Annotated in this window: 10 protein-coding genes and 1 pseudogene; 3 read left to right on the top strand and 8 right to left on the bottom strand. The window is 72.3% G+C overall.

The genetic code is table 11. The features are described 5' to 3' along the window. Window positions 1-9: 9 nt before the first annotated feature. Window positions 10-1,251: a radical SAM family heme chaperone HemW gene (gene hemW, locus I8920_RS06545; protein ID WP_198658327.1), complete on the bottom strand. Its 1,242-nt coding sequence runs from the start codon at window positions 1,249-1,251 to the stop codon at window positions 10-12. A gap of 28 nt (window positions 1,252-1,279) precedes the next feature. Between hemW and I8920_RS06540 the strand changes: the two genes are divergently transcribed. Next, the gene (locus I8920_RS06540; RefSeq protein ID WP_198658326.1) at window positions 1,280-1,972 is read left to right on the top strand and encodes an HAD family hydrolase; all 693 of its coding nucleotides are present in this window, start codon (window positions 1,280-1,282) and stop codon (window positions 1,970-1,972) included. A gap of 65 nt (window positions 1,973-2,037) precedes the next feature. On the opposite strand, the gene I8920_RS06535 is transcribed toward I8920_RS06540, so the two are convergent. Beyond that, on the bottom strand, window positions 2,038-2,685 hold the full coding sequence (locus I8920_RS06535; RefSeq protein WP_198658325.1) for a DUF1990 family protein: 648 nt from the start codon (window positions 2,683-2,685) through the stop codon (window positions 2,038-2,040). Between the two features lie 127 nt (window positions 2,686-2,812). On the opposite strand from I8920_RS06535, the gene I8920_RS06530 reads away from it, so the two are divergent. Further along, window positions 2,813-3,304, top strand: coding sequence for a hypothetical protein (locus I8920_RS06530; protein ID WP_198658324.1), 492 nt, complete (start codon window positions 2,813-2,815; stop codon window positions 3,302-3,304). 94 nt (window positions 3,305-3,398) lie between these two features. Here I8920_RS06530 and lepA read toward each other — a convergent pair whose 3' ends face one another. Both lepA and I8920_RS06520 read right to left on the bottom strand, forming a co-directional pair. Then, window positions 3,399-5,246: a translation elongation factor 4 gene (lepA, locus tag I8920_RS06525; protein ID WP_198658323.1), complete on the bottom strand. Its 1,848-nt coding sequence runs from the start codon at window positions 5,244-5,246 to the stop codon at window positions 3,399-3,401. 155 nt (window positions 5,247-5,401) lie between these two features. Then, the gene (locus tag I8920_RS06520) at window positions 5,402-6,568 is read right to left on the bottom strand and encodes a pyridoxal phosphate-dependent aminotransferase (protein ID WP_198658322.1); all 1,167 of its coding nucleotides are present in this window, start codon (window positions 6,566-6,568) and stop codon (window positions 5,402-5,404) included. A 256-nt stretch (window positions 6,569-6,824) separates the two neighbouring features. On the opposite strand from I8920_RS06520, the gene rpsT reads away from it, so the two are divergent. Then, window positions 6,825-7,085: a 30S ribosomal protein S20 gene (gene rpsT / locus I8920_RS06515; RefSeq protein ID WP_017886662.1), complete on the top strand. Its 261-nt coding sequence runs from the start codon at window positions 6,825-6,827 to the stop codon at window positions 7,083-7,085. Window positions 7,086-7,323: 238 nt separating this feature from the next. Here the strand turns inward: rpsT and holA are convergent, their stop codons facing one another. The 4 genes and pseudogenes from holA to leuS all read right to left on the bottom strand — a co-directional run bounded on the left by holA (window position 7,324) and on the right by leuS (window position 14,206). Further along, window positions 7,324-8,343 carry a DNA polymerase III subunit delta gene (gene holA / locus I8920_RS06510; RefSeq protein WP_198658321.1) on the bottom strand — a complete coding sequence of 340 codons (1,020 nt, stop codon included), beginning with the start codon at window positions 8,341-8,343 and terminating at the stop codon, window positions 7,324-7,326. Between the two features lie 286 nt (window positions 8,344-8,629). Then, a pseudogene (locus I8920_RS16365) lies at window positions 8,630-10,138 on the bottom strand (ComEC/Rec2 family competence protein); the annotation flags it as partial. A 620-nt stretch (window positions 10,139-10,758) separates the two neighbouring features. Beyond that, window positions 10,759-11,514 (bottom strand): ComEA family DNA-binding protein, encoded by a 756-nt coding sequence (locus I8920_RS06500; RefSeq protein ID WP_198658320.1) that lies wholly within the window; start codon window positions 11,512-11,514, stop codon window positions 10,759-10,761. 136 nt (window positions 11,515-11,650) lie between these two features. Continuing rightward, complete coding sequence (gene leuS, locus I8920_RS06495; protein WP_198658319.1) at window positions 11,651-14,206, bottom strand: leucine--tRNA ligase; 2,556 nt, start codon at window positions 14,204-14,206, stop codon at window positions 11,651-11,653. Window positions 14,207-14,218 lie beyond the last annotated feature (12 nt).

Genomic DNA, 14,218 nt, shown 5'->3' with positions numbered 1-14,218 from the left:
CACGATCGCTCAGTCGAGCAGCTCCCGCACCACCGCGTCGGCGAGCAGGCGACCCTGCAGCGTCAGGTCGATCCGTCCCCGCACCGCGGCCGAGCCGTCCACCAGCCCACGCGCGATGAGCCCGGCGACCCGACCACGGGCCTCCTGGCGGATCTCGCTCGTGGCGAGTTCCCCGCGGACGCGGGCCGCGAGCAGCAGGCGCTCGACGTAGCGGGTCTCGTCGTCGATGGTCTCGCGGCCGGCGGCCGGCGACTCCCCCGACAGCACCCGGTTCGCGTACGCGGCCGGGTGCTTCACGTTCCACCAGCGCGTGCCGGCGACGGCGGAGTGCGCACCGGGGCCGACGCCCCACCAGTCGTGGCCCTTCCAGTACGACAGGTTGTGGCGACTCGCGTGCGCGTCGCCGCGCGCCCAGTTCGACACCTCGTACCAGGAGTACCCGGCGTCCCCGAGCACCTGGTCGGCGAGCTCGTACATGTCGGCCGCCAGGTCGTCGTCGGGAGCGGGCAGTTCACCGCGGGCGACCATCCGGCCCATCGCGGTGCCGTCCTCGACGATGAGCGAGTACGCCGACACGTGGTCGGGCTCGCAGGCGATCGCGGCGTCCAGCGAGGTGCGCCAGTCGTCGAGCGACTCCCCCGGCGTCGAGTAGATGAGGTCGAGCGACACGTCGAGCCCCTGCTGCTTCGCCAGGTCGACGACGACGGGTACCCGGAGCGGGTCGTGGGTGCGGTCGAGCGTCGCGAGCACGTGCGGCACCGCCGACTGCATGCCGTAGCTGATCCGGTTGAACCCGCCGGCGCGCAGCGTCTCGAGTGACGCGGCGTCGACCGAGTCGGGGTTCGCCTCGGTCGTGACCTCGGCCCCCGGCAGGATGCCCCAGGTGTCGTCGATCGCCCGGAGGATCATCGCCAGGTCCGACGCCGGCAGCATGGTGGGCGTCCCGCCGCCGAAGAACACCGTCGACACCGGTCGCCGCGGTACCCCGGAGCGGTCGAGCACGGTCGCGGCCCACTCGATCTCGCGGACGGCGTGGCCGGCGTAGTCGTCGCGCCGGACCCCGCGCAGTTCCGACGCCGTGTACGTGTTGAAGTCGCAGTACCCGCAGCGGACCCGGCAGAACGGCACGTGCACGTACACGCCGAACGGCACGTCGCCCACCGCGGGTGCCCCACCGGAGGCCCCGCCCGGACGCGGGACGATGAGCCCGTCCGCGGGCGCTGGATCGGCGATCGGGAGAGCACTCGGCATGGACTCCATTGTCCGTCATGATGGAGCCATGGAGCACCACCCCGTCCCCACCACGGTCCTGTGGGACATCGACGGCACCCTCGTGATGAACGCGTCGTCCCCGGGCAACCTGTACCACCTCGCGCTGGAGCGAGCGGTCGGCCGCGACCTGACGCTCCGGGTCGGGCACCAGCACGGGCGGACCGACGCCGGGCTGATCGCCGAGCACGTGCGGGCCCACGAGCTCGAGGACGACCTGATCCCCACGGTCGGCCGGCACCTGCGCGACCTGACCGCCGAGCGGCACGCCTCGGGTGACCACCGCAGTCCGGTCCCCGGTGCGAAGGCGCTCCTGTCGCGCTTCGCCGATCTCGGGTGGCGCAACGGCCTGCTCACCGGCAACTCGGCGTACCGCGCCCGGGTGAAGCTCACCGGGGCGGGCTTCGACCCCGACCTGTTCGACTGGGAGCACTCGTACTTCGGCGACACCGAGGTGGACCGCGCGGGCGTGACGCGTCGTGCAGCCGCAGAGCTCGCCGGGACCCGGGCGGTCATCGTCGGCGACACCCCGCGCGACGGCGAGGCCGCCGACGCCGCGGGCATCCCGTTCCTGGCCGTCGCGACCGGCGTCTACGACGTCGAGGCGCTCCGGCACACGAACGCGGTGACGATCGCCCGCGACTGCCGACAGGACGCCACTCTCATCGAGGACGCGATCGCCGCACTCCCGCCGCTCCGCTGACCGGCGAGCGCGCGCGACCGCCACACGGGCACGAGCACCAGCAGCGACACCGGCCGCCGCGACGCCTAGTCGCCCCGCAACGCCGCCAGGTACCGCTCCGCCATCACCTTCTGCTGCCGTCGCACCAGGGGTGCCACGAACCGCCACTTCCGGCTCGCCGGCTGCGAGAACTGCCGGATCTGCAGCCACACCGACCCGTCCGGCGTGCGCTCGACGACGAACGACTCCTCGCCGGAGAGCGGGTGCCCCTCGAGCGTGCCGTAGGCGAACCCCTTGCGGTCGTGCTCGTCGATGATGGACACCACGCGCACCGGCGCCTGCACGGTCTGCCCGAACGCGTGCATCGTCAGCGTCGCGCTCGTGCCCGCCGTGACGAGCGGGGTGCCGTCCGGCGCGAACTTCTCGACCCGGGGCGTCCCGATCGAGGCCGGCGCGATCGGCACACCGGCGTCGTCGAAGGTCACCGGGTTGTAGCGGACCTCGTCGTCATCGGGCTGTTCCTCGACGTGCACGCGCATGCCGCTGCGCTCCTGGATCTGCCAGGTCAGGGTCTGCGTGACCGCGGTCTCGAAGCGCTGGTCGCCGTGGCCGATGCGGGAGCGAGACTCCGACGGGGTGAAGCCCTCCGGCGGGTACGTCATGAGGTCCGGCGCCTGGGTCGCACCCACGGCTCCGTACGTCAGGGCGGTCCGGTAGCTGCCGCGGATGCTCATGCCGCCATGCTACTTGGGCCGACCGCCCCGGGCCGAACCGCGGGACGGCTCCGGCAGGGTCGTCCGGATCGCGTGTGCCCCGGACTGGAGGCCCGACAAGCATCCGGCCCGCGGCTATCGTCAGCGGGTGCCCCGCTCCACCCCCACCCGCCCGCGGTCTGTCGACCGCCGGACCGTCGCCTTCGCCGTGCTCACCCTCGTCGCCTTCGGCGTGGCGGCGTCCGCCCGCGCGCTGGTCGACGCCACCACCGCGGCGGCGGCGTCCCCCGCGCGGTACGCCACCGGTGCGCCGGGCACGTGGGACGGGTTCGACACGGCGAACGTCATCGCGGCCGTCGGGGCGAGTGCCGCCGGAGCCGGGGTCCTGCTGTTCGGAGCCGCGCTCGTCTCGGCGGTGTCCCGGCGCGCGGTGCCACGGTTGCCGTCGGTCCTCGGTGTCGTGACCCTCGCGATGGTGGTGGGCGCCGTCGTCGCCGGGATCGCCTCCGGCGAGCAGACCGACTTCGACGCGGCTGCGCGCTGGGCCATCCTGCGGACCGCACTGGCGGGACTGGCCGTGGCGAGCCTCCCGGCCCTCTGCCTGGCCGCCCTGCGGACGCGGGCCGCGCGGCCCCGCTGAACCGGTGCCGAGCTTTCGCGCTCACCGACAGATCTCGGCGGTCGCAGTGCGTGAGCTGTCGCTCAGCGCGAAACGCGCTGCGCGTCCGGCGCTACTACTTCTTCTTTTCCTCGACGTCGCCGGAGAGCGCCGCGATGAAGGCTTCCTGCGGGACCTCGACCCGACCGATGGTCTTCATGCGCTTCTTGCCCTCCTTCTGCTTCTCGAGGAGCTTGCGCTTGCGGGTGATGTCACCGCCGTAGCACTTGGCCAGGACGTCCTTGCGCATGGCGCGGATGCTCTCGCGGGCGATGATGCGGGCACCGATCGCGGCCTGGATCGGCACCTCGAACTGCTGGCGCGGGATGAGCTTGCGCAGCCGCTCGGTCATGAGCGTGCCGTAGGCGTACGCCTTGTCGCGGTGCACGATGGCGCTGAACGCGTCGACCTGGTCGCCCTGCAGCAGGATGTCGACCTTCACCAGGTCGGCCGCCTGGTCGCCGATGGGCTCGTAGTCGAGCGACGCGTAGCCCTGCGTCTTGCTCTTCAGCTGGTCGAAGAAGTCGAACACGATCTCGCCGAGGGGCATCTCGTAGCGGATCTCGACGCGGTCCTCGCCGAGGTACTCCATGCCGAGCAGCGAGCCGCGCCGTGACTGGCACAGCTCCATGATCGCGCCGACGTAGTCCTTCGGCGCCAGGATCGCTGCACGCACCATCGGCTCGCGGACCTCGACGATCCGGCCGCCGGGGAACTCGGACGGGTTCGTGACCTCGGTGACCGAGTTGTCCTCGTTGGTGACCTCGTAGACCACGCTCGGCGCGGTGGTGATGAGGTCGAGGCCGAACTCGCGGCTGAGTCGCTCGGTGATGATCTCCAGGTGGAGCAGCCCGAGGAACCCGCAGCGGAAGCCGAAGCCGAGCGCCACGGACGTCTCGGGCTCGTAGACCAGTGCGGCGTCGGAGAGCTTGAGCTTGTCGAGCGCGTCGCGGAGGTCCGGGTAGTCCGACCCGTCGATCGGGTACAGGCCCGAGAACACCATCGGCTTCGGGTCCGTGTAGCCGGGCAGCGGCTCGGTCGCGGGCTTCTGCGCGGTGGTGACGGTGTCGCCGACCTTCGACTGCCGCACGTCCTTGACGCCGGTGATCAGGTACCCGACCTCGCCGACGGAGAGCCCCTTCGTGGGCTTCGGCTCGGGGCTCGACACCCCGATCTCCAGGATCTCGTGCGTCGACTTCGTCGACATCATCTGGACCTTCTCGCGCGGCTGGATCGACCCGTCGATCATGCGCACGTAGGTCACGACGCCGCGGTAGCTGTCGTAGACCGAGTCGAAGATCATCGCGCGGGGCGCGGCGTCGACGTTGCCGACCGGCGCGGGGACGCGACGGACGACCAGGTCGAGGAGCTCGGGCACGCCGACCCCGGTCTTGCCGGAGACGCGCAGGACGTCCTCCGGCTTGCCGCCGATGAGCTGCGCGAGCTCGGCGGCGTACTTGTCCGGGTCGGCCGCGGGCAGGTCGATCTTGTTGAGGACCGGGATGATCTCGAGGTCGTTCTCGAGCGCCAGGTACAGGTTCGCGAGCGTCTGGGCCTCGATGCCCTGGGCCGCGTCGACGAGCAGGATCGCGCCCTCGCACGCCGCGAGCGACCGGGACACCTCGTACGAGAAGTCGACGTGCCCGGGGGTGTCGATCATGTTGAGTGCGAAGGTCTCGCCGTCGAGTTCCCACGGCATGCGGACGGCCTGCGACTTGATCGTGATGCCGCGCTCGCGCTCGATGTCCATGCGGTCGAGGTACTGCGCACGCATCGCGCGGTCCTCGACGATGCCGGTGATCGACAGCATGCGGTCGGCCAGCGTCGACTTGCCGTGGTCGATGTGCGCGATGATGCAGAAGTTGCGGATCGCGTCGGCCGGGGTCGCGGCGGGCTCGAGCGGAGCGGATGCTTGTGGGCTCACGGTTCCTCAGGTGGGTCGGACGGTCGGACCAGTCTCCCACGGTTGCACGCCGACGCGCGCACCCGCGGCCGACCTGTGGAGGCCGGTCACCGCCCTGGCCGTCGTGCAGGGCGGACGGGAGGCGCGGGGCGGGCCCGCACCGTGCCTCCCGTCCGTCAGACGGTCGCGTGTGCCGGAGCCGGCAGGGCGCCGAGACCGCGGCGGAGGTCGTCCGGGGTGGCTGCGAGGCACACGCGGATCCAGCCCTCGCCGGTGCGGCCGAAGGCGCTGCCCGGTGCGACGGCGACGTGCTCGCGCTGCAGGAACGCCAGGGCCCACGCGGCGACGTCCCCGTCCGACGCGTGCGACACGTCGACCCACAGGTAGAACGCCCCGCGCGGGTCGAGGTAGCGGATGCCGGCGGCGTCGAGCGTCTCCTTCGCCACGTCGAGGTTGGCCCGGTAGTGCTCCCGGGCGTCGCGCACCGCGGAGTGGTCCCCCACGATGGCTGCGAGGGCCGCGTACTGGTCGGGCTCGGCGACGCAGCTGATCATCGCCTCCTGCGTGGTGCGCATGGTGGGACCGAGCCCCTTCGGCGTCACGAGGTAGCCGACCCGCACGCCCGTCATCGCGTACGTCTTGCTCAGCGAGAAGGCGGAGAAGACCCGGTCGTCCTCGTCGAGGGCTGCCAGGCTGACGTGGCGGGTGCCGTAGGTGAAGTACTCGTAGACCTCGTCGCTGATGACCCACAGGTCGTGCCGCTTCGCGAAGGCCAGCAGTGCTCGGAGCGTGTCCTCGCCGAAGACCGAGCCGAGCGGGTTCGACGGCGAGTTCACGACGAGCACCCGGGTGCGCTCGGTGACGGTCGCCTCGAGCGCCTGCAGGTCGGGCTCGAACCCGTGCTGCGGCTCGAGCCGGTACGGCACCGGGGTCGCCCCGATGATGTGGGCGTTCATCGTGAAGGTCGTGTAGCCGGGATCGGGCACGAGCACCTCGTCGCCCGGGCTCAGGGTCAGCGTCATGGCCTGGAACAGCGCCTGCGTCGCCCCGATCGTCATCCAGATCTGCTCGAGGTCGGCCTCGATCCGGTTCTCGCGGCGCAGCTTGTCCCGCACGGCCTCGCGGAGCGGTGCAATGCCCCCGTTCGGCGTGTAGCCGGTGCGGTCCTCGGTCCACGCCCGTCGGGCGGCCTCGCCGATGTGCGGTGCCACCGGGACGTCCGGCTCGCCGATCACGAGCATCGTCACGTCGGTGCCGCTCGACTGCAGCAGTGCGGCTTGCTCGAAGACCCTGCGGATGCCGGAGGCGGGGACGGTGTCGATCCGAGACGCGAGGGAGGGCATGCCGCCACGGTATCCGCTCAGTGTTGCGGTGGAGTTTCGCGGGGGCCGGCCGCGGGCTCTCGCGGATCCGGCGGTGCTCCGTGCTCTGGGGGCGGCCTCCGGGGTCGGGCGTTTCGTGCTTTGGTGGCGGCCCCCGGGCCTGGTAGTGTTGGTGGCTGGCTTCCGCGTTCCCCGCCCACGGGTGGAACGCGATGCGACCAAGGGCCCCTCTACCCTGCGGTCGCGCCCACCCGTACGAGACGAGCAGGAGCAGTTCATGGCGAACATCAAGTCGCAGATCAAGCGCATCAAGACCAACCTCAAGGCCACCGAGCGCAACAAGGCGTACAAGTCGGAGCTCAAGACGCACATCCGTCGCGCCAACGACGCTGTCGCCGCCGGTGACAAGGACAAGGCCGTTGCCGCCCTGGCCCTCGCGTCGAAGAAGCTCGACAAGGCCGTGAGCAAGGGTGTCATCCACAAGAACCAGGCCGCGAACCGCAAGTCGGCCATCGCGAAGAAGGTCTCGTCGCTCTGACGCACTGACCTTCCGGTCTGCACGAAGGCCCCGCACCGTTGGTGCGGGGCCTTCGTCGTGTGCGGGGCGCGTGCGGGGGTGCGTGCGCGGGGTGCGTGCGCGTGTGGCACTTCGTGAGCAGGAATGGTCGGGTCGCGAGGTCGCACCCGACCACTTCTGCTCACGAGATGCCGCCGAGCGATGCGACGACCAGCAGGACAGGCGGCCGGGTCGCCACGGCCGGGAGGCGCGGGTCGCCTCAGCGGGGCTCGCCGCGTCGGGCGATGGTGCGGACCATCACCTCGAGCGCGTAGTGCGCGTCGCGGGAGCCACCCTTCACCGCGGTGTCGGCCTCGGCGATGCTGATGATCGCGTTCGCCAGGCCGGACTCACTCCAGCCCGCCACGTCACGCTGGGCACGCTGTACCTGCCACGGTGCCATGCCGAGCGCGGAGGCAGCCTGGCCGCTCGGGCCTCGGAAGGCGCTCACCTTCGCCATCGTGCGGATCTTGCTCGCGAACGCCGCGACGATCGGGACCGGTGCCTCACCCGTGGCGAGGGCGTGCCGGAGCTCGACGATCGCCGGTGCTGACCGCCCCGCGAGCGCGATGTCCGCCACCTTGAACGCGTTCGTCTCGACGCGTCCGCCGTAGTACTTGTCGACGACCTTGTCGGTGATCTCCTCGGCCTCGTCCGCCAGGAGCTGCCGGCACGCCGCTGCGAGCTCGGCCAGGTCGTCCGCGAAGGCCGCCACGAGGGTCCGCACCGCCGAGGGCGCGATCCGGCGCCGGGCGGCCCGGAACTCCGCGTTCACGAAGTCGATGCGGTCGGTCTCGCGCTTGAGTTCGTCGCACAGCACCTCGACGCCACCGCCGACCCCGCTGCGGATGGTGTCGAGGAGCTTCTTGCCGCGCATACCGCCGCCGTGCCGCAGCACCAGCGTGACGTCGTCGGCGGGGGCCTGCAGGTACGAGATCGTCTCGGTGATGAAGGCGTCGGTGCACTTCTCGACGTTCGTGACCTGCACGAGCCGGGGCTCCCCGAACAGCGAGGGGCTGGCGAGCGTGGCGAGCAGGCCGGGGGCGTACTGGTCCGCCTCGAGGTCGTGCACCTCGAGCGCCGGGTCCTCGCCCTGCAGCAGGTCCTTGAGCACACCGCGGGCACGGTCGGCCAGGAACGCTTCGGGCCCGGTCACCAGGACGACCGGGGCCGGACGGATGCCCGACCACGGGACCTGGTCGATCTTCGCGGCGGCGCGCGCGGGCTTCTTGGCGGCCATGGGGTCCTTCCGGTGGTGCCGGCCCGGACGGTGCCGGGTCGAGTCGTGCTCCGACGATCCTACGGGCGGCCGCCGACGGCGTGCGTTCCGTCCAGACCCGCACCTCGTCGACGCCGGACCGGGCGAGCACCACGGTGCCGCGCTCGTCCGTGCGGAGCGGCACCGTGCCGGCGGCCTCCAGCACCCCGAGAGCCGACCGCGTCGGGTGACCGTAGGTGTTGTCCGCCCCGACGCCGATGAGGCCGACCCTCGCGGCGAGGTCCCGGTAGAGCTGTGCGTCCTGGTCGGCCGAGCCGTGGTGCGCCACCTTGACGACGTCGATCGGTGCCGTCGGCAGTGCGCCGGCGCTGCGCAGACCGCGCTGCGACGACTCCCCCAGGTCACCGAGGAAGACCCCGGTCAGACAGGCGTCGCACCGCTCCCCCTCCGGCGGACCCGTGACCAGCACGATGCTCGCGTCGTTGCCGGAGTCGGGGTCGCCGGCACGTGGCCACACCACGCGCCAGGCGAGTGACCCGAGGACACCGGAGGCGCGGTCGTCGGCCGTCCGCACGTCCACCCCGGCACGCTGGAGCTCTGAGACGACCCGGGCGTCCGCGGCGCGGCCGACGGTGCCGACCAGGGCGGTCTCGGCGATGCCCGACACCGCGCCCACCGCTCCGACGTGGTCGCGGTCGAAGTGCGTCAGCACGAGGAGGTCGATCCGTGTGACCCCGAGCAGGTCCAGGCAGGCACGGAGCCGTTCCTCGTCGTCACCGGTGTCCACGAGCCCGACGGCGTCGTCGCCGCGGAGCAGCACGGCATCGCCCTGCCCGACGTCGCACGCCGCGACCGACCAGTCGTCGGGGACCGTCCCCCGGACCACGAGCACGGGGACGGTCACCGCGGCCACGCCGATCACGACCACCGTCGCCGCGGCGAGCAGCAGGCGGGATCCTGCACGACCCCGGACCAGCACGGCCGTCGCGACGCAGCCGCACACGAGCACGGCGGCGGCGACCCCGAGCGCCCCGGCCGGCCAGGGTACGGAGGCGTACGGCAGGGCGGCGGCCCCGTGCGCGACGGCCCCGACGGCGGCAGCGGGGACCCACGCGACGGCCGCGAGCACCTGCGCGCCGGGCGGCCACACCGGAGCCAGTGCGCACGCGGCAAGCCCGATCACCGTGACGACCGGTGCGAACGGCTCCGCCAGCAGGTTCGCCGGGACCGCGTAGGTCGGGAGCGCCGCCGACAGCGGGATCGTGACCGGCCAGCACGCCACCTGGGCCGCCACCGGGATCGCCAGCGCCGCCGCCACGGGCGTCCACAGGCGACGCGCCAGCAGCTCGGTGAGCGGTGGTCCGAGCACCACGATCCCGCTGGTGGCGAGCACGGACAGGGCGAACGCGAACGACCGCGCGAGCCAGGGGTCGGCGACGAGCATGCCGACCGCGGCGAGGGCGATGAGCGGCACGCCCCGGACGGGTCGGCCGACGAGGTGCACGACGAGCACCACGATCGCCATCACGGCCGCCCGCACGATCGAGGGATCGGGCCGCACGAGCACGACGAACACCAGCAGCACCACGACGGCCAGCGCGGCCCGGACGCCGCGTGGCAGGCCACACGCCCGTCCGACCACGACGACGAGGCCCACCACCACGGCGCAGTTCGATCCGGACACCGCCGTCAGGTGGGTCAGCGCCGAGGTCTCCATGGCCGACTCGGTCCCGGGGTCGAGTCCGGATCGGTCGCCGATCGCGAGCCCGCGGAGCAGTGCCGCGCCGGGCTGCGGCAGATCCGCGGTGGCCTGCACGAAGGCCCGCCGCGCGGTGTCGGTGGCGGCGAGCAGGCCGTCGGGCGGCACCGACGACGGCGTCCCGCGCAGGAACACCACGAAGGCCGTCGTCGAGCCGGGTCCGTCCCGCTGCAGGGCCGCGGCCCCGGCGACCCGGGCACCGGCGGGCAGCACGACCCCAGATTGGTCACCGTGCACGTCGGGGACGAGGCGGACCGGCACACGAAGATCGTCGAGGTCGCCCGCGCGCACCAGCTTTGCGGTGACCGACCGGTCACCCGGCGCGAGGTCGCGGGTCAGCACGGCCTCGACGTCGACGCTCCTGACCTCCGGACCGGCGACGAGGGCGCGCACCGGCTCCGGTGCCCGACGGGACTCCCCCACGGTGACCGACACCGCGAGCAGCGCGGACAGGGCCGCCGCCACGAACACCAGGCCGGCCACGACCGCCACTGCCCCGGACCGCCGCCGTCCGAGCACGACGCCGCTGACGACGACCAGGACGGCCGCGAGGCCCCCGCCCGTCGCGGCCGCACCGGGCTGCCCGACGAGCAGCGCGGCCACGACCCAGGCGACCGCCACAGGCACCGCGACCCGCAGGTCGACCACACTCGGCGCGAGCTGCACCGCGGTCCCCCTCAGACCCGAACCCGGTCGCGGAGCTCGGCGAGCCGCCCGTCGCCGATCCCGCTGACGTCGAGCAGGTCCTCGACCGCGGCGAACCGACCGTGCTCGTCACGCCACGCGATGATCCGTGCGGCCAGCCCCGGGCCGATACCGGGCAGGCTCTCGAGCGCGGCCTGGTCGGCGGTGTTCAGGTCGACGACGGCCGGTGTCCCGGAACCGGCAGCACCGCCGCCGCTGCCGCCGACCGCCGCCGCGTCCGGAGACCCGGCGGTGGCGCCCCCGGCGACCGGGCCGAGCGCCTCGGGTACGTCCTGCTGCCCCACCCGCGGCACGTACAGCCGCTCGCCGTCCGTCAGGACCCGGGCCAGGTTGAGCCGGTCGAGGTCGGCGTCGTCGGTGGCTCCGCCGGCCCGTTCGATCGCGTCACCCACGCGGGTCGCTGCCGGGAGTTCGACCACGCCCCCGCGTCGCACCGCCCCGAGCACGTGCACCACCACGCGCCCCGCGTCGGGACCGCCGCCGCCACCCTGGGTCGACGGAGCGCCGGCACCGGCAGTCGGGGACGGCGTACCCGTCGCACCACCCGGCCCGGCGGTCGGGGCACCACGGACCACCACACCGCCCGCGCCCCCGCCACCCGCGGCCAGCGCGCCGGCCAGGACCACCACGACGGCGACCACGACCACGGCAGCGGCCAGCACCACGGCAGCCCGCGGCGACAACGCGAGACGGGACCACCACGGTCCAGGAGACGACGGCGACGACATGCCCGGAACGCTACGGAGCCCGGCCGGTCGGCCGGGCTCCGAGGGTCACGCCCGTGGACGGTCGCCGCGACCGCCCCTGCTGTGGAGGGACGCCGCGGGCGACGGCACCAGCAGACGCCGCGCGCGACGGCGCCCGCTACCCCTTGATCGCGATGTTCACGAGCTTCGGCGCCCGCACGATCACCTTCACGATCTCGCGGTCACCGATGTACCGCTGCACGTTCGCCGACGACCGCGCGAGCTGCTCGAGCTCGTCCGCCTCGATCGACTTCGACACCTCGAACGAGTCACGCACCTTGCCGTTGACCTGCACGACGGCCGTCAGGGTCTCCTGCACGAGCAGCGTCGGGTCGGCCTTCCGCCAGCCGTACGTGGCGACGGTGGCCTCGTAGCCCAGCTTCTCCCACATCTCCTCGCCGGTGTACGGCGCGAACACGGCCAGCCCGAGCGCAATCGTCTCGACGGCTTCGCGGACGGCGGGGTCGCCGGCACCTGGGCCGCTGTCGATCGCCTTGCGGGTGACGTTCACCAGGTCCATCAGCCGCGCGATCACGACGTTGAACTTGAACGACTCCATCATCCCGGGGGCGTCGGCCAGGAACCGGTGGGTGACCTGACGGAGCGCCCGGTCACCGTCGGCCCACACGGCGTCCCGCGACGACGTGACGTCGAGCGCCAGGCGGTACGCACGGGCCAGGAACCGAGCCGAGGCGGACGGCGAGACGTCCTCCCAGTTGATGTCGTCCTCCGGCGGGCCGGCGAAGCCCATCACCAGGCGGATGGCGTCGACACCGTTGGCGTCGAGCTCGTCACCGAGCGAGACACCGCCCTTCGACTTCGACATCTTCGACCCGCCGGACAGCACCATGCCCTGGTTGAGCAGCGCCGAGAACGGCTCGGTGAAGTCGAGGTAGCCCAGGTCGAACAGCACCTTGGTGACGAAGCGGGCGTAGAGCAGGTGCAGGATCGCGTGCTCGATGCCACCGATGTACTGGTCGACCGGTGCCCAGCGGCGCGCAGCTGCGGGGTCGAACGCCTGCGTGTCGTCCTGTGCCGACAGGAAGCGCAGGAAGTACCACGACGAGTCGACGAAGGTGTCCATCGTGTCGGTATCGCGGAGCGCCGGGGTGCCGTCGACCGGGTTCGGGACGTTCACCCAGTCGGTCGCACCGCCGAGCGGCGAGGTGCCCTTCGGCTTGAGGTCGAGCCCCTCGGTGTCCGGCAGTCGCACCGGCAGCTCGTCGAGCGGCACCGGGTGCTCCGTGCCGTCGGCGCCGTGGATGATCGGGATCGGGGTGCCCCAGAAGCGCTGGCGCGAGATGAGCCAGTCGCGCAGGCGGTAGGTCTTGGCGGCACGGCCGGTGCCGCGCTCCTCGAGCAGGGCGATCGCCGCCGTGATGGCGTGCTGCTTCGACATGCCGTCGAGCGGACCGGAGTTGATCATCCGGCCCTGGCCGGTCAGCGCCTCGCCGGTGGCCACCGGGTCGAGGGTCGGCACGTCGAAGTCGTCGAGCGTCGCACCCTCGGGGATGACCGGGATCGCCCCGGTCACGGCGGCGTTCGTGTCGACGACGACCTTCACGGGCAGGTCGAACGCCCGGGCGAAGTCGAGGTCGCGCTGGTCGTGCGCGGGGACGGCCATGACCGCACCGTGACCGTAGTCGGCGAGCACGTAGTCGGCGGCCCAGATCGGCAGGCGCTCACCGGTCAGCGGGTGGATCGCGGACCGGCCCAGCGGCACGCCCGTCTTCGGGCGGTCGGCGTTCTGCCGGTCGATCTCGGAGGTCTTCTGCGTCGCGGTCAGGTAGTCCGTGAACGCAGCACGCACGTCGTCGGGCGCCGACGCGACCAGCTCGCTCGCCAGGTCGGAGTCCGGCGCGACCACCAGGAACGTCACGCCGTGGATCGTGTCCGGGCGCGTGGTGAAGACCGTGACGGGCTCGTCACGGCCCTCGATGACGAAGTCGACGTCAGCGCCGACGGAGCGGCCGATCCAGTTGCGCTGCTGCGCGATGACCTTGGCCGGCCACCGGCCCTCGAGCTGGTTCAGGTCGTCGAGCAGCCGGTCCGCGTACTTCGTGATCGCGAAGTACCACTGCGTCAGCTTCTTCTTGACGACGACGGCGCCGGAGCGGTCCGAGGTGCCGTCGGGCAGGACCTGCTCGTTCGCGAGCACCGTCTGGTCCACCGGGTCCCAGTTGACCCAGCTGTCCTTCCGGTACGCCAGGCCCTTCTCGTACATCTTCAGGAACAGCCACTGGTTCCACTTGTAGTACTCGGGGTCGGACGTGTGGATCTCGGTGGTCCAGTCGAACGACGGCGCGTAGCGCTTGAACGACGCCTTCTGCTGCTCGATGTTCGCGTACGTCCACTCCTTCGGGTCGACCCCGCGCTTGATCGCCGCGTTCTCGGCGGGCAGCCCGAAGGAGTCCCAGCCGATCGGGTGCAGCACGTTGAAGCCCTGCTGGCGCCAGTAGCGCGCGACGAAGTCGCCGAGCGCCCAGTTCTCGGCGTGCCCCATGTGCAGGTCGCCGGAGGGGTACGGGAACATCTCGAGGATGTACTTGCGCGGACGCGTGTCGTCGAGGTCCGTGGTGAAGAGCCCGAGCTCCTCCCAGCGGGGCTGCCACTTGTCCTGGATACGACGGAAGTCGTAGGCGTTCGGGTCCTCGGCGTGCTGCTCGGTGGTCACGGTCCTCAACGA

The sequence above is a fragment of the Curtobacterium sp. YC1 genome, from assembly GCF_016267665.1.
Lineage (GTDB): Bacteria > Actinomycetota > Actinomycetes > Actinomycetales > Microbacteriaceae > Curtobacterium.
Note: the sequence above shows the minus strand (reverse complement) of the source record. Positions and strands in the feature narration are given on the sequence as shown.